Raw genomic sequence first — 14,404 nt, forward strand, 5'->3', positions numbered from 1 at the left:
GAGCCGATCCGGCAGGTTCGGATCTGCCTAGGCTCACAGCACGCCGACAGGCCCCACCAGAGGCGAAATGCCTCTTCAGCCCCCCAGGGAACCCACATGAAAACGATCGTCCTCATCCATGGCTTCTGGGTGACCCCGCGTAGCTGGGAGCACTGGATCGAACGCTACGAGCGGGCCGGCTACCAGGTCATCGCGCCCTCCTACCCCGGGTTCGAGGTGGAGGTCGAGGCGCTCAACGCGGATCCGACGCCGATCGAGCAGGTGACCGCGGCCCAGGTCATCGAGCATCTCGAGTCGGTGGTCGCCGCGCTGGACGAGCCGCCGGTCATCATCGGCCACTCCGCGGGCGGCGCGTTCACGCAGGTCCTGCTCGACCACGGGTACGGCGCTGCGGGCGTGGTGCTGAACTCCGCACCGACCGAAGGGGTGCTCGTCACCCCGCTCTCGCAGGTTCGCTCGACGTTCCCGGTGCTGAGGAACCCCGCCAACCGGCACAAGGCGGTCGGGCTCACCGCGGAGCAGTGGCACTACGCGTTCACCAACACGTTCACCGAGGAGGAGTCGCTCGCGCTGTACGAGCGCTACCACATCCCCGCGTCCGGGCGGATCCTGTGGAACGGCGTGCTCGCCAACATCCAGCCCGGCCCGCAGGACATCCACGTCGACTACCACAACGACAGGCGGGCGCCGCTGCTGTTCGTGTCCGGCAGCGAGGACCACATCATGCCGCCGAAGGTGCAGCGGTCCAACGCCAAGCACTACAAGTCGGCCACCGTGACCGAGGTCGTCGAGTACGAGGGCAAGGCGCACCTGCTGCCCGCGCAGGAGGGCTGGGAGGAGATCGCCGACCACGTGCTGACGTGGGCCGTCGAGCACGCAGGCTGGCCCGCTCCCGAGACCAGCGGCGCGTGAAGGACGCTGGTCCGCCTCCCCGGAATTTCTCAGTGTTGGTCTCGACCCAGCGCATCCTCGGACCGTGGGTGGTTGGTGGCTGGGTGCCGTCACGTTCCCCTGAGGTCACTGTTGGTCAGGCCCGGACCCTCGCGCAAAGATCTATGGGGCAGGCCCTGGACCCCGTGCAGGAAGTCCCGCAGTGGCGGGTTTACCCGGTTACTGTCTGGCGGACTCGGTCGAACACGGTTCGGTCGGACACCAGGTTGGTGTGGCTGACGCAGCCGACGTCGGCGTTGTTCGCGCCGTCCAGGACCGTCCACTCGTTGTCGACCACCGTGTCGCAGCGTGACGAGAACGTCGTGTACGACACCGCGCCAGGGGTCGGGTCGCCGCCGTTGAGCTCGGTGACGAACGCAGAGCCCTTCGTGGCCTGCTCACAGGCGACCGTGCCGGGCGCGGGGCAGGTGCCAGGCTCGCCGCCCTGGTTCGGTCCGCCGAGCGAGATCCAGTCGTCCACGGTTTCCGTGCCACCGAGGAACTTCACGTACCACCGCGACGGCAGTCCGCCGAGCGAGTGGGTGACGACGTCGACCTTCGCGGCGCCCGTCTCCGCCAGTACCCGGTCGACCGTCGCGGCGAACTGGTTCGCGGCGGTGACGAGCGATCCCGTCGAGTCGTACCCGAACGCGACCAGCTCGCTCCTGGCGTAGCCGTTGAGCCGGAACCGCAGCGACATCGTGTCGAAGTTGGCCGTCGAGCCGAACAGGCCGTGTACGAACACGATCGGTTCCCGGCCATCGGGTTCCGCGGTGGCCGGGGCCGGGCTGAGCAGAGCCGCCACCGCGGCCAACGTGATCGGCACCGCACTCCGTCGCATGATCGTGCGCCAGTTCCGACGAGACATGGACTTCTCCTCTGTGGCAGGAAAACCGGGCCATCTCGCATGGTGTCCGGCCGGTCACCGGTGCGGCATCGGTGAAACCGCCGGTCCATCCGGCAAGCTGGACTCATGGCATATCAACGAATCGACGGCGACCCGGACCCCGAAACCGTGCGAGGGCTGACCTTCGTGCCGTTCCTGCCGGACGGCCGGTGCATGGTCGCGCCGGGACCCGCGCTGCCGACGGGCGAGGTACGGCCGGGTGAGTACTACCTGCTCGACACCAGCGCGCGGATCCCCATGGACACAGTGGGTTTCCGGTTCCAGCGCGTGCATCCGTTCGCCGCCGACGGCGACCACGTCTACCTGTGGCTGGACGGCGACCGCTACCGGGCCGACGGGCATCCCGACGCGGTGGTCGCGACCGCGGAGGAACTCGCGGACCGGCTGGACCCCGCGACCGCCGAGGTGGTCCGGGACGCGGCGCACTCGTTCCGCACCCAGACCGACGCGAGCTACTACGCGGACAACGTCCGGGTGCTGGAACCGGCGTACCTGCGCGGCACCACCCCACAGGCGGGCTCCGGCTTCGGTGGCGACGCGGCCGGCTGGCGGGCAAGGCGCGGGATGATCCTCGACGGCGTGCACCGGCCGGGCACGTTCCTGGATATGGGGTGCGCCAACGGTTTGCTCATGGAGTCGGTGCGGAAGTGGGCCGGGGAACGGGACCTGGTGCTCGAGCCGTACGGGGTGGACCTCGCACCCGGCCTGGTCGACCTGGCCCGCCGGCGGCTGCCGGAGTGGGCGGACCGCATCGAGGTCGGCAACGCCATCGACTACACGCCGGCGGACGGCCGCCGCTTCACGTTCGTGCACGTGCTGCTGGACGCGGTGCCACGACACCGCCGCACGGACCTGATCCGGCACCTGCTGACACTCGTCGAACCGGGCGGCCGCCTGCTGGTCAGTCACTACCAGAGCAGAGGCGGCAGCGACCGCTCGGCGGCGGAACACCTGCGCGACCTCGGGTTCCCGGTGGCAGGCACCACAGCCGCGGAAGGCGCGACCACGGCGTGGCTCGACCAGACCGCGTGAACACCGTGCCGGTGGTCAGCCAAGGTCGGCGAGCTTGCCCGCCAGCACCGCTCGTTCGCGTTCGTTGCCGCAGAAGCGAATGGCGGCCTCGAACTCGGTGCGTGCCTCGCCGGTGCGTCCCATGCGGGTGAGCAGTTCCCCGCGCACGGTCGGCAGCAGGTGCGAGTTCGCGAGCGCGTCCTGCGCCACCAGCTCGTCGACGACCTCCAGTGCCGCGGCAGGGCCCTTGGCCATGGAGATCGCCACCGCCCGGTTGAGGTCGACCACCGGGGACGGCGCGAGCCTGCCCAGTGCCTCGTAGAGGAGCACGACGCGTTCCCAGTTCGTCTCCTCGACCGAGGGCGCGACGGCGTGGCATTCGGCGATCGCCGCCTGCAGGCCGTAGGCGCCGAGGCCGCGGCCCGCCTTCTCCGCGCGGGCCAGCGCGGCGCGGCCCCTGCGGATCGCGGCCCGGTCCCAGCGGCGCCGGTTCTGGTGTTCCAGCAGCACCGGCTCACCGCCGGGGCCGGTGCGGGCGGGGAAGCGCGCCGCGGTCAGTTCGAGCAGCGCCAGCAGACCGTGGACCTCGGGCTCGTCCGGCACCAGCCTGGCCAGCACGCGGGCGAGGCGTGTCGCCTCGCCCGCGAGGTCGAACCTGATCAGGTCGCCGCCGGAGCTGGCCGACGACCCCTCGGTGAAGATCACGTAGATCGCGCTGAGCACCGAGCCGAGCCGTTCGGCCCGCTCCTGTCCCACCGGCAGCGCGAACGGCACACGGGCCGCGCCGAGGGTCTTCTTCGCGCGCGTGATGCGGGCCTGCACGGTGGCGGTCGGGACGAGGAACGCCTTGGCGATCTCATCGCTCGTCAGACCGCCGACCACCCGCAGGGTGAGTGCCACCCGTGCCTCCCGCGACAGGACGGGGTGACAGGAGATGAACATCAGCGCGAGCACGTCGTCGTCGATCTGGTCGGGGTCCCACGGCGCGTCGTCGTCCTGTGCCGGTGCGTTCCCCGAGAAGGCGCCGCCCTCGCCAAGGTCGCGGGCGAGCGCGGCGTACCTCTCGTCGAGGGCGGAGCGCCTGCGGAACGCGTCGATCGCGCGCCGCCTGCCGACGGTCAGCAACCACCCAGCGGGATTGCGGGGCACCCCGTCACGCGGCCAGGTCACGAGCGCCTGCGCCAGTGCTTCCTGGGCGAGGTCCTCGGCCAGGGCGAAGTCGCCGGTGTAGCGCGCGAGCGCACCGACGATCCGCGCGGACTCGATCCGCCAGACGGCGGCGACAGCCTTACGGCCCGTGGGATCGGCCACTGGTGCTTCCCCTCAAAGCTGGCCGGTGGACTCGCGCCACGCCCGCTCTTGCCGGATCCACTCGTTGTCCTGCGGGAACTCGTCGATCTCGGTCACGCGGCGGATCTCGGTCTTGAAGCCGGGCCCGCTGATCGGCGTCCGCTTGGCCCACTCGACGGCCTCTTCCTTCGAGGCCACGTTCAGGATGTAGAACCCGCCGAACAGCTCCTTGGTCTCACCGTAGGGCCCGTCGGTGACCACGGGCACCTCGGACGAGTAGTCGACGACCACGCCGTCGTTGGCGTCGTCCAGACCCTCGGCCGCGACCAGCACGCCCGCCCGGATCATCTCCTGGTTGAACCTGCCGACGGTCGCGAGCATCTCGTCGAAGTCGATGTCGCCCATCTTCGCGAAGGCCTCGTCGGTCGCCCGCATGATCAGCATGTACTTCATCGTTCCGTCTCCCTGCTCGTCCGGGTCCGTCTCGGACCCTCTCACCCCTTGGTCGAACGGCGAAGGCACGGGATCGACACGCGCGGGAACTCCTTTCGCGAGTATTTGACAGCGGCCATTGACTCAATGAAAATTGACTCAATGAAGATTGAGTGGTCTTCGTCGTTGGTGGCGCGAGCGCGGGTGTACGCGGCGCTCGGCGAGCCCGCGCGGCTGGCCATCGTCGACCGGCTCTCGCTCGGTGACGCGTCGCCGGGGGAGCTCGGGCGGGCGCTGGGGCTCGCGACGAACCTGCTCGCGCACCACGTGAAGCTGCTGGCCAAGGCGGGGGTGGTCGAGCGGTCCCGGTCGGAGGGCGACCACCGGCGCACCTACCTGCGGCTGCGGCCTGCCGTGCTGACCGGAGCCGGACCGGCGGGCGCGGTGCGCGCGCCGAGGGTGGTGTTCGTCTGCACGCACAACTCGGCGCGGTCCCAGCTGGCCACGGCGTTGTGGCAGCGCGGCAGCGACGTCCCAGCCACGTCCGCGGGCACCGAGCCCGTCGAGGACGTGCACCCCATGGCGGTCGCCGCCGCGCGGGAGCACGGTCTGTCGCTGTCCCACGCCCGCACCGCGCACGTCAGCGACGTGCTGGCGCCCACCGACCTGGTGGTCGCCGTGTGCGACACCGCGCACGAGCACCTCGGTGAGCGGGCTCCCGAACGGCTGCACTGGTCGGTGCCCGACCCGGTCCGTGCGGGCACCCGTGCGGCGTTCGACCACGCGCTGCGCGACCTCGCCGACCGGGTCGGCAGGCTGGCGCCGGTCGTCGACCCCGAACCAGGAGCACCCGATGTCCGACCGTGACGAGAAACCGGCCGTACTGTTCCTGTGCGTGCACAACGCGGGCCGCAGCCAGATGGCGCTCGGCTTCTTCCGGCACCTGGCCGGTGACCGTGCCGTCGCCTGGTCCGGCGGCTCCGAGCCCGGCCACGAGGTCAACCCGTCCTCGGTCGCCGCGATGGCCGAGCGCGGCATCGACATCACCGGCGAGTTCCCCAAGCCGTGGACCGACGGGATGGTCCGCGCCGCCGACGTGGTGGTCACCATGGGCTGTGGCGACACGTGCCCGGTGTTCCCCGGCAAGCGCTACCTCGACTGGGCGCTCGACGACCCGGCGGGCAAGAGCGTCGCGGACGTCCGGCCCGTGCGGGACGAGATCGAGCGCCGGGTTCGCGACCTGCTCGCCGAGCTCGGCGTGTGCTGACGGCAACGTGTTCCGTCACCGCTTCTTCGGCGACGCCAGGGTGAGCAGCTCCGGTTCCCCCGGCGCGCAGCAGCCGCCGGCACCGGTCCCGGCATCGTCGAACACGCCGGCGCCGCCGCAGACCCCGGTCTCGGGCAGGACCAGTTCGACGCGTTCGGCGGCCTCGCGGTCCCCGGCGATGGCGGCGGCGATGGAGCGGACCTGCTCGTAGCCGGTCATCGCGAGGAAGGTCGGCGCGCGGCCGTAGCTCTTCATCCCGGCGAGGTAGACGTCCGGCTCGGGGTGGGCGAGCTCCTTGACGCCGTGCGGGTGGACGGTGCCGCAGGAGTGCACGTTCGGGTCGATCAGCGGGGCGAGTGCGACCGGCGCCTGCAGCGTCGGGTCCAGCGCCAGGCGTAGCTCCGAGAGCCACGACAGGTCCGGCCGGAACCCGGTCAGCACGACCACCTCGTCCACGCCGGACACGCGCTGCCCGTTGTCGGACAACAGGTCCCGCCCGTCGACCCGTTCCGTGCGGAACCCGGTCACCACCGCGACCCGCCCGGCCTCGACCTCGGCCTTCGCGCGCAGGCCGAGCGCGCCACGCGCGGGCAGCTGGTCCGCGTCGCCGCCACCGAAGGCGGACCCGACGCCGCCGCGCCGCAACAACCAGGTGATCCGGGTCGATGGCGCCAGTCCGGCGAACGCGACGAGCGCGGTCAGCGCCGAGTGCCCGCTACCCGCGATCACCACGTGCGCTCCGGTGTACCGGGCCCGGACGGCGTCGTCGGTGAGGTCCGGCACGCGGTAGGAGATGCGGTCCGCCGCCGCGCGCTCACCGAGCGCGGGCAGGCCGTCGCCGCCAAGCGGGTTCGGGCTGCCCCAGGTGCCGGACGCGTCGACCACCGCGCGGGCCGTGATCCGGGTCTCGGTGCCGTCGGCAGCCCGGACGTGCACGGTCAGCGGTTCGGTGTCGCGACCCGCGTCGACCTCCCGGCCCCGGCGGGCGACGCCGACGACCTCCGCGCCGAATCGGACCCGGTCACCGAGCGCGTCGGCCAGTGGCCGCAGGTAGCGGGCCGCCCATTCCTCGCCCGTCGGGTACTCCGCGTCGGCGGGCCGCCGCCAGCCCGTGGCCGACAACAGGCGCGCGGCGGCGGGACCGACCAGCTCCGACCACGGCGAGAACAACCGGACGTGATGCCACTGCGCGACGGCGGCACCCGCCCGGTCCGCTCGCTCCAGCACCAGCGGCGCCAGGCCGCGTTCGGCCAGCTCGGCCGCTGCCGCCAGGCCCACCGGGCCCGCACCGACCACCACCATGGGAAGCTCCGCCATCGCCGCACTCCATTCATCGACACTGTTCGATTGATTGCGTCGACAGTATCGACCGGTATCGATGAAAGCAACGGCGATGGTTTGACGTGTCATCGATCCACATCGATAATCGGCGGCATGACCGCCGCCGTGCTGACCGACCAGGAGGCCGCGACCTACGCCGAGTGGTTCGCGAGCCTCGCCGAACCGACCAGGGTCCGGCTGCTGCACACCGTCGCCACGACGCCTGGCGGCATCACGGTCGGCGCGCTGACCGAGGTGCTCGGCATCAGCCAGTCGACCTGCTCCCACCACGTCCGCAAGCTGGCCGACGTCGGCTTCCTGTTGCTGCACAAGGAAGGCACGAGCACCAGGGTGACGGTGAACCAGGCGTGCTGCGTCGGCCTGCCGCACGCCGCCGACGCGGTGATGGGGCTGCTCGCACCCCGCCCGTGCTGCCCGGCCGACGTGCCGGCGGAGGTGACCGTCCGCCCGCTCGAGACCGGTGACTGGGCGGCCGTGCGCCGCATCCACGGCGAGGGCATCGCGACCGGCATCGCGACGTTCGAGACCTCGGTGCCCAGCCGCGCGTCGCTGGACGCGAAGTGGCTGCGTGGGCACCGGTGGGTCGCCGAACTCGACGGGGACGTCGTCGGCTGGACCGCGCTTACGCCCGCGTCCACCCGGGACTGCTATTCGGGGGTCGCGGAAAGCTCGGTCTACGTGGCGGACGGGCACCGGGGGCGGGGGATCGGCAAGGCACTCGTCCGAAAACAGGTCATGGCCGCGGACGAGGCCGGTCTGTGGACCCTGCAGACCGCGATCTTCACCGAGAACCGTGCCAGCATCGCGTTGCACCACGCGGCGGGCTACCGCACGGTCGGCATCCGCGAACGCATCGCCCAACGCGACGGCACCTGGCACGACACGGTCTTCCTGGAACGCCGCGCAAGTCCGCCTCCCCGGAATTTTTAAGTGTTGGTCTCGACCCAGCGCATCTGCGGACCGCAGGCGGTTGGTGGCTGGTGGCCGTCCCTAGTCCGCCTCCCCGGAATTTTTAGGTGCTGGTCCCGACACAGCGCATCTGCGGACCGCAGACGGTTGGTGGCTGGTGGCCGTCCCTAGTCCGCCTCCCCGGAATTTTTAGGTGCTGGTCCCGACACAGCGCATCTGCGGACCGCAGGTGGTTGGTGGCTGGTGGCCGTCCCTAGTCCGCCTCCCCGGAAATTTTGGGTGTTGGTCTCGACCCAGCGCTTCTGCGGACCGTGGGTGGTTGGTGGCTGGTTGCCGTCACGTTCCCCTGAGGTCACTGTTGGGCAGGCTCGGATCCTCGCACAAAGATCCATGGACTGGCCCTAGCTCGGTGAGGTGGCCGCGCTAGCTGCCCAGTGTGACCAGGTCCTGGATTACCGCGTTGGAGAGGGACCGGCCGTCGCGGCGGACCTCGCGCAGGTACCACTTCTGGACCGGTGTGTGGGTCTTCGGGCCGAACTCCCACTCACCGCGCGGGCTGTCGATCTTGCCGAGCCCTGCGATCGCCTTGTTGATCTCCGAGGGCCCGGCGTCGTCGCCAGCGGCGGCGATGGCGCGGTCGAGCACGGCGCCGGCGTCGTAGGCGGACACCGCGAGGCCGGACGGCACGACGCCGGGGTACTTCGCGTCCCAGGCGGCCACGAACGCGCGGTTCGCCGGGTTGTCCAGGTTCGGCGCGTAGTGGAACGCCGACCGCACCCCGATCGCGGCCTCGCCGATCGCGGGCAGCGCCTTCGTGCCCTCGGTCGCGCCGCTGCCGTACAGCGGCAGCCCGGCCGCGCCCGACGTCGGGTACTGCTTCAGGAAGTCGACGCCCTGCTTGGCGACGTAGAACCCGTACACGGCCTTCGCGCCGGTCTCCGGGATGCCGTCCAGGTACTGCCGGTAGCCCAGTGTGGACATCGGCGTGAGCGTCGGCTCGCCGCCCGGGTTGGCCAGCACGCCACCCGCCTCGCGGAAGGCACGCAGGAAACCACGCACGCCCTCGTACGCGCCGACGAAGTCCTGGCCCATCACGTACACCGGGCCGTCGATCTCCTCCGCCATGTACCGGCCGAGCGACGCGCCGAAGTCCTCGGTGAGGAAGCTGGTGTGCCACACCCAGGTCGGGTCCTCGATCTTCGGGCGGCCGTTCGCGCCGACGAACGGGATCTTCTCGCGGGTCGCGACCGCCGCGACCCCGCCGGACGCGCCGCTGGAGATCGTGCCCGCCAGCACGTCGACGTTGTCGCGTTGGACCAGCTTCTCCGCCGCGGGCGCCGACGACTCCGCGTTCTCGCCCTCGTCGGCCGTGAACAGCTCGACCTTGCGGCCGCCGAGCGTGTAGTCGTGGGTCTCGAGGTAGAGCAGGAACCCCTGCCGGATGTCGGAGCCCGGCGCCTGCTGGGTGCCGGTCAGCGCGGTGAGCAGGCCGATGCGGATCTCGGCGGGGCCTTCCTCGCTCGTGCACCCGGTCGCCAGCAGCGCCAACGCGGCGCACGCGGCGACGACGCGCCTCACGGGGTGGTCTCCTCGACCGGGGGCGCCGAGGGCGCACGGTTGATGTTGCGGGCGCGGGCCGCCGGGGTCAGCGCAGGACCCACCTTGTTGATCAGCTCCGCCATCTCGAACGACACCTGGCCGATGTCGCACGTGTGGTCCGCGACCACCAGCAGCGACGCGCCGTCGCTCACCGCCATGGAGAACATGAACGCGCCGTTCATCTCCGTGAGGTTGCTGGCCACCGGCTGCGCCGACAGCAGCCGGGACGCCCCGGAGAGCAGGCTGACCAGGCCGGACGCGATCGCCGCGAGCTGTTCGGCGCCACCACCGACCAGTGAGCGGGTCGAGGCGACCAGCAGGCCGTCGGCCGACACTCCCACGGCGTGGGTGACCCCTGTGACCCGCTCGGCGAAGTCGTTCAGCAGCCAGTCGATGTTGGACAGTTCCCTGGTCAACTCTTCTCCACGAGATCTGGGGTCGGCTGGTCCGGTTTGCCGTTCGCAGTGCGGTGGGCGCCGATGCCCCTCGCGAACGCGGTCATGACACCAGATATCTTCGCCGAGTCCCGTTGGTCGGCACCGGCGGAGGGTGCCTGCGCCGCTCGGGTCTGCGTGGTCACGATCGTGCTTGGTGCGGCCGCCTTGGCTTGGCCGTGGAACCAGTCGAAGTCCGCGCGGCGGGTGAACACCCTCGGGGGCAGGCCGACCTTGACCACGGTGCCCTGCTTGGGCGCCGACCGGATCTCGATGCCGATGCCGTACCAGGACGCGATGCGGCCGACGACGGCAAGGCCCATCGCGCGCACCGCGCCGACGTCCCGGTCGGGATCGGCCAGCCGGGCCCGTGCCGCGGCGAGCGCCTCCGGGGTCAGTCCGAGCCCCTTGTCGGTCACGGTGACGACCGCGCCGTCACCGGAGGGCGCCGCGACCACGGTCACCCGGGCGCTCGGCGCCGAGAACGCGGTGGCGTTGTCGATCAGCTCGGCGAACAGGTGCGCGAGGTGGTCGGTCATCTCCGCGGCGATCACCCGGTCGAGGTCCTGCAGGTCCACCTCGCTGTGGAGGTCGACCTGCTGGTACCGCGCGATCTGCGAGACCGCGGCGTTGAGCAGGTCGTGGCAGCTCATCGGCTCCTTGCGCACGCGAGCCGAGCCCTCGCCACCGAGGATGAGCAGGCTGTTGTTGGTGCGGCGCATCCTGGTCGCGAGGTGGTCCAGGGTGAACAGTGCCGCGAGCCGGTCGGGGTCCTGCTCGCCGCGCTCGGTCAGGTCGACCTGCGCGATCAGGGCCGAGGTCAGCCGCTCCGCCCGCCGCGCGAGGGCGACGAACATCGAGTCCATCTGGTCGCGCATCGCGGCCTGCTGCGCCGCGAGGTGGACCGCGGAGTGGTTCAGCTCGTTGAACGCCGTGCCGACCTGGGCGATCTCGTCGGTGCCTCGGACCACCACCGCGTCGTTGGTCGCGTCGGCGTACTCCTTGGGCGTCGCCTTCCCGAGCGCGTTGCGCCCGCGCAGCGCGAAGACCGCGGCGGGCAGGCTCTCGTACGCCGCGGTGTGCGCGGCGCCGCGCAGCTGCCGGAGGCCGCGGATCATCGGCGCGCCGAGCCAGATCGCGACCACGATGGCCGCGGCGAGCGTGGCGACCACGGCGCACGCCTGGATCACGGTGCGTAGCAGCTGGCTGTCCCGGTATTCCTCGACCGACGCGACCACCGCGTCGTCCACCCGCTGCTCGACCGCGCCGAGCTGGTCGAGGTGCGCGTTCATGGCGGAGGTCCACGCCGGCGCGTCGAGCACGACCTTCTGGCCGGGCTGGGTGCGGGCGACGCCGTCGTCCATGACCTGGACCGCCCTGGCCTCCTCGCCGATCCGCGCCCGGTCGTACCAGCCGAGCCAGTCGGCGGGCGCGCCCTGGCTGAAGGTGTAGGCGGCGTCGACGGCCCCGGCCCTTGCGGCGCTCACCTCGTCGCTCATGGCGGGGGAGAGGTACGGGTCCGCCGCGGCGCGTAGCACCGCGATCTGCTGGAGTCCGATGTACTCGGTGATGTGCGAGAGCTGGGCCGCGGCCCGCAGGTCGCCGGTCAGTTCGGCGGGTGCGCCCGCCGACACCTGCTCGCGGAGCGTCGCGAGGTCGGCCGCGGTGATCCGGTACCGGAAGGTGATGGCGGAGAGGTTGGCCCGCTCTCCGGAGAGGACCTGTTCGCGCAGTGCGGGCAGGTCGCCAAGGGCGGTGTCGATCCGCTCGAGCACGTCGACGAAGTGGTCCGGCACGGCGCTCAGCGCGGCCCGCTGAGCGCGGTACTCGGCGGCGTGCGCGTCGGTCCTGCCCGCCAGGCGCCGGAACGCGGTGCGCTGCTCGTCGGTCGGCGGGTTCTGCAGCATCGCGAGCGAGGCGAGCCGTTCCCGGTGGAGGTCACGCGTGAGCACGCCCGCGGTCCTGGCGAGCGACACCTCGTCGGCGAGCCTGCCGCTCTCCACCGCCTGCCCGAAGCTGGTGACGAGTGCCAGCGTGGCGAAGCCGACCACGGCGACCAGCGGGACCGCGACCAGGAGCGCCAGCTTCCGGGCGAGGTTCAACGGTGCTCCCCTCGGTCGCGGCCGGGTGCGGGTTAGGCGAGATCGGCAGGGTTATGGAGTGGTGGGATTTCTACCCGTCAGCGGGGTAGTACGCAACTCTTTCGGGTGAATGGTAACAACGTTGTTGATCAGTGCGGAGTGGACGGTCCGGTGCCCGGAGCCATCGACAGCTGGGCTGAATGGGGGAAGGTGCTGGGCGAGGTGGCCCGATCCGCTTGACAGTGTGATCAGTGCGCGTGTGACATGTTGCCCACTTGTTGTCACAGTTCGGAAACCCCGACCCCGCAGGGAGGATCCACATGGGACAGCGCTTACGGACGGCCATCGGGCTGCTCGCGGCGGCCGTGCCCGCCGTCGCCGTGGTGGTGGTCACAGCGCCGACCGCGTCGGCGGCACCAAGTTTTCAGGTCCCGTTCACCTGTGGGACCACGGTGACCGCCGCGACCTTCAGCGGCCACCGGCCCGCCAACTCCGTCGACTTCCAGAAGTCCGGCATCACCGGGATGCCGGTGCTGGCGTCCGCGGCCGGCACCGTTTCCAGGGTGGACAACGAGGGCGCGGACAGCTACGGCCGCTGGATCGAGATCAACCACGGCGGCGGCTACCGCACGCGCTACGCCCACCTGTCGGCCCAGCAGGTCTCGGTCGGACAGAAGGTCGCGCTGGGTAAGCAGATCGGCAAGGCGGGCGCCACCGGCGGGGTCAGCGGACCGCACCTGCACTACGAGCAGATCCTCAACGGTGCCGTGCGCAAGGCCGTGCTGAACGGCAAGGCCGTGCCGTACAACGGCCACACCGGTTTCACGAGCAGGAATAACTGCGGTGGCGGTGGGGGCAACCCGTACACGGCCAAGGAGGTGTGCGGCTCCGGTTACGCGGTGATCGACTCGCACGCGCTCGGCTCCGCAGGAAAGGTGTACCTGCTGTACAACTCCGGGAACAAGCGCAACTGCGTGGTGACGTTGAAGTCGACCTCACTCGGCAAGGCGTCCTCGGTCTCGGCGCACCTGCAGGTGCAGGGCGGCACGAAGGCCACCGACGCTGGCAAGTTCAGCTACTACGCGGGCCCGGTGTCGAGGGCGGCGGCCGCGAAGTGCGTCCGGTGGGGCGGCTCGGCCGGGTCGACGTCCTACACGAGTTCCTACGAGTACTGCGGTTGAACGGCTTCCGGCTGCTGTTCGCCGCACTCGCCATCGCCCACCTCGCCGCACAGCTCGTCGGCGCGGGCACAGCGGCCACGATCACGCAGTGGCTGGTGATGCCCGCGCTCGCGGCCCTGCTCTGGTCGGCGACGGCGGCACCACGTTCGCGGCTCGTGCGTTTCGTGTTGCTCGCACTGGGTTTCTCGTGGCTCGGCGACAGCCTGCCTGCGCTGTTCGACGGCGACACCCGGTTCCTGTCCATGGTCGGGTTGTTCCTCTGCGCGCAGGTCACCTACGTGGTGGCGTTCTGGCCGTCGCGGCACCGTTCGGTGCTGCGACGGCCCGCGCTCGCCGGTTACGTGCTCGCTTTCGCGGTGCTGCTGGCGCTGTGCGCGCCTGGCGCGGGCGGCCTGCTGGTTCCCGTGGTCTGCTACGGGTTGTGCCTGACGCTCATGGCCGCGCTGGCGACCGGCGTCCACCCGCTGACCGCCGTGGGCGGCGCGGTGTTCTTCGTCTCGGACGGGCTCATCGCGCTGGACGCGTTCGCGGGTTGGTACGCCCCGCCCGTGCCGGGTTTCTGGGTGATGGCGACCTATCTCGCGGGTCAGGCGCTGATCGTGGCCGGTGTGGTCAGCTCGACGAGGAGTCGTCCAGCGCCTGACGGTCCACACCGTTGGCCTCGTCGATCGAGTGGTAGAGGTGCAGCACCTGATCCAGGCCGGTGAGTTCGATGGCCCTGATCACCGGGCGGTTGCCGTCCACCACGATGCGCAGCCGCTCCTGCCGTGCCTCGGCATCGCGGCTGGCTTCGAGCAGCGCGGTGAGTCCAGCGGAGCCGAGATAGGTCACGTCGGTGAGGTCGACGACGCAGTTGTCACCCTCGGCCTCGTCGAGGGCGACGGCGATCGTCTCCCGCAGTCGCGACGCGCTGTCGAGGTCCACTTCGCCCGCCACCTCGACGACCACGGCGCCGTCGAGCCGACGCGTGTCGAAGGTCGGTTTCGCGGGGCGTGGCTGGTCGTTCACGGCTCTGGACCGTA

Annotated in this window: 15 protein-coding genes; 7 read left to right on the forward strand and 8 right to left on the reverse strand. The window is 71.0% G+C overall.

From position 1 onward, the window contains the following. The first annotated feature begins 96 nt into the window (after positions 1 to 96). Positions 97 to 912: an alpha/beta hydrolase gene (locus WBA97_RS17285; RefSeq protein WP_424231858.1), complete on the forward strand. Its 816-nt coding sequence runs from the start codon at positions 97 to 99 to the stop codon at positions 910 to 912. Between the two features lie 190 nt (positions 913 to 1,102). Here WBA97_RS17285 and WBA97_RS17290 read toward each other — a convergent pair whose 3' ends face one another. Beyond that, positions 1,103 to 1,798: an esterase/lipase family protein gene (locus tag WBA97_RS17290; protein ID WP_424231859.1), complete on the reverse strand. Its 696-nt coding sequence runs from the start codon at positions 1,796 to 1,798 to the stop codon at positions 1,103 to 1,105. 105 nt (positions 1,799 to 1,903) lie between these two features. Between WBA97_RS17290 and WBA97_RS17295 the strand changes: the two genes are divergently transcribed. Then, complete coding sequence (locus tag WBA97_RS17295) at positions 1,904 to 2,869, forward strand: methyltransferase domain-containing protein (RefSeq protein WP_424231860.1); 966 nt, start codon at positions 1,904 to 1,906, stop codon at positions 2,867 to 2,869. A gap of 15 nt (positions 2,870 to 2,884) precedes the next feature. Here WBA97_RS17295 and WBA97_RS17300 read toward each other — a convergent pair whose 3' ends face one another. Together WBA97_RS17300 and WBA97_RS17305 are read right to left on the reverse strand one after the other, a co-directional pair. Further along, a complete protein-coding gene (locus WBA97_RS17300) occupies positions 2,885 to 4,159 on the reverse strand; it encodes an RNA polymerase sigma factor (RefSeq protein ID WP_424231861.1) in 1,275 nt (424 codons plus the stop codon). A gap of 12 nt (positions 4,160 to 4,171) precedes the next feature. Beyond that, positions 4,172 to 4,591 (reverse strand): YciI family protein, encoded by a 420-nt coding sequence (locus WBA97_RS17305; RefSeq protein WP_424231862.1) that lies wholly within the window; start codon positions 4,589 to 4,591, stop codon positions 4,172 to 4,174. A 141-nt stretch (positions 4,592 to 4,732) separates the two neighbouring features. On the opposite strand from WBA97_RS17305, the gene WBA97_RS17310 reads away from it, so the two are divergent. Together WBA97_RS17310 and WBA97_RS17315 are read left to right on the forward strand one after the other, a co-directional pair. Then, the gene (locus tag WBA97_RS17310; RefSeq protein ID WP_424231863.1) at positions 4,733 to 5,437 is read left to right on the forward strand and encodes a helix-turn-helix domain-containing protein; all 705 of its coding nucleotides are present in this window, start codon (positions 4,733 to 4,735) and stop codon (positions 5,435 to 5,437) included. Then, complete coding sequence (locus WBA97_RS17315; protein ID WP_424231864.1) at positions 5,424 to 5,837, forward strand: arsenate reductase ArsC; 414 nt, start codon at positions 5,424 to 5,426, stop codon at positions 5,835 to 5,837. The genes WBA97_RS17310 and WBA97_RS17315 overlap by 14 nt, the downstream gene beginning before the upstream one ends. Before the next feature lie 15 nt (positions 5,838 to 5,852). On the opposite strand, the gene WBA97_RS17320 is transcribed toward WBA97_RS17315, so the two are convergent. Further along, a complete protein-coding gene (locus WBA97_RS17320; protein ID WP_424231865.1) occupies positions 5,853 to 7,154 on the reverse strand; it encodes an FAD-dependent oxidoreductase in 1,302 nt (433 codons plus the stop codon). Between the two features lie 117 nt (positions 7,155 to 7,271). On the opposite strand from WBA97_RS17320, the gene WBA97_RS17325 reads away from it, so the two are divergent. Then, complete coding sequence (locus tag WBA97_RS17325) at positions 7,272 to 8,108, forward strand: helix-turn-helix domain-containing GNAT family N-acetyltransferase (protein ID WP_424231866.1); 837 nt, start codon at positions 7,272 to 7,274, stop codon at positions 8,106 to 8,108. A gap of 402 nt (positions 8,109 to 8,510) precedes the next feature. Here the strand turns inward: WBA97_RS17325 and WBA97_RS17330 are convergent, their stop codons facing one another. The 3 genes from WBA97_RS17330 to WBA97_RS17340 are packed head-to-tail and all read right to left on the reverse strand — an operon-like array spanning position 8,511 to position 12,222. Then, a complete protein-coding gene (locus tag WBA97_RS17330; protein WP_424231867.1) occupies positions 8,511 to 9,665 on the reverse strand; it encodes an ABC transporter substrate-binding protein in 1,155 nt (384 codons plus the stop codon). Further along, the gene (locus WBA97_RS17335) at positions 9,662 to 10,102 is read right to left on the reverse strand and encodes a roadblock/LC7 domain-containing protein (protein WP_424231868.1); all 441 of its coding nucleotides are present in this window, start codon (positions 10,100 to 10,102) and stop codon (positions 9,662 to 9,664) included. The genes WBA97_RS17330 and WBA97_RS17335 overlap by 4 nt, the downstream gene beginning before the upstream one ends. After that, entirely contained in the window at positions 10,099 to 12,222 is a 2,124-nt protein-coding gene (locus tag WBA97_RS17340) for a nitrate- and nitrite sensing domain-containing protein (RefSeq protein ID WP_424231869.1), read from the reverse strand. The genes WBA97_RS17335 and WBA97_RS17340 overlap by 4 nt, the downstream gene beginning before the upstream one ends. Positions 12,223 to 12,521: 299 nt before the next feature. Between WBA97_RS17340 and WBA97_RS17345 the strand changes: the two genes are divergently transcribed. Together WBA97_RS17345 and WBA97_RS17350 are read left to right on the forward strand one after the other, a co-directional pair. Further along, positions 12,522 to 13,382: a M23 family metallopeptidase gene (locus WBA97_RS17345; RefSeq protein WP_424231870.1), complete on the forward strand. Its 861-nt coding sequence runs from the start codon at positions 12,522 to 12,524 to the stop codon at positions 13,380 to 13,382. Next, complete coding sequence (locus WBA97_RS17350; protein WP_424231871.1) at positions 13,379 to 14,089, forward strand: lysoplasmalogenase; 711 nt, start codon at positions 13,379 to 13,381, stop codon at positions 14,087 to 14,089. Before WBA97_RS17345 ends, WBA97_RS17350 begins: the two co-directional genes overlap by 4 nt. Here WBA97_RS17350 and WBA97_RS17355 read toward each other — a convergent pair. Next, positions 13,995 to 14,390 carry an STAS domain-containing protein gene (locus tag WBA97_RS17355; RefSeq protein ID WP_424231872.1) on the reverse strand — a complete coding sequence of 132 codons (396 nt, stop codon included), beginning with the start codon at positions 14,388 to 14,390 and terminating at the stop codon, positions 13,995 to 13,997. The two genes, WBA97_RS17350 and WBA97_RS17355, sit on opposite strands and share 95 nt — an antisense overlap. Positions 14,391 to 14,404 lie beyond the last annotated feature (14 nt).

The sequence above is a fragment of the Actinophytocola sp. genome, assembly GCF_049647105.1.
Classification (GTDB): Bacteria; Actinomycetota; Actinomycetes; order Mycobacteriales; family Pseudonocardiaceae; genus Actinophytocola.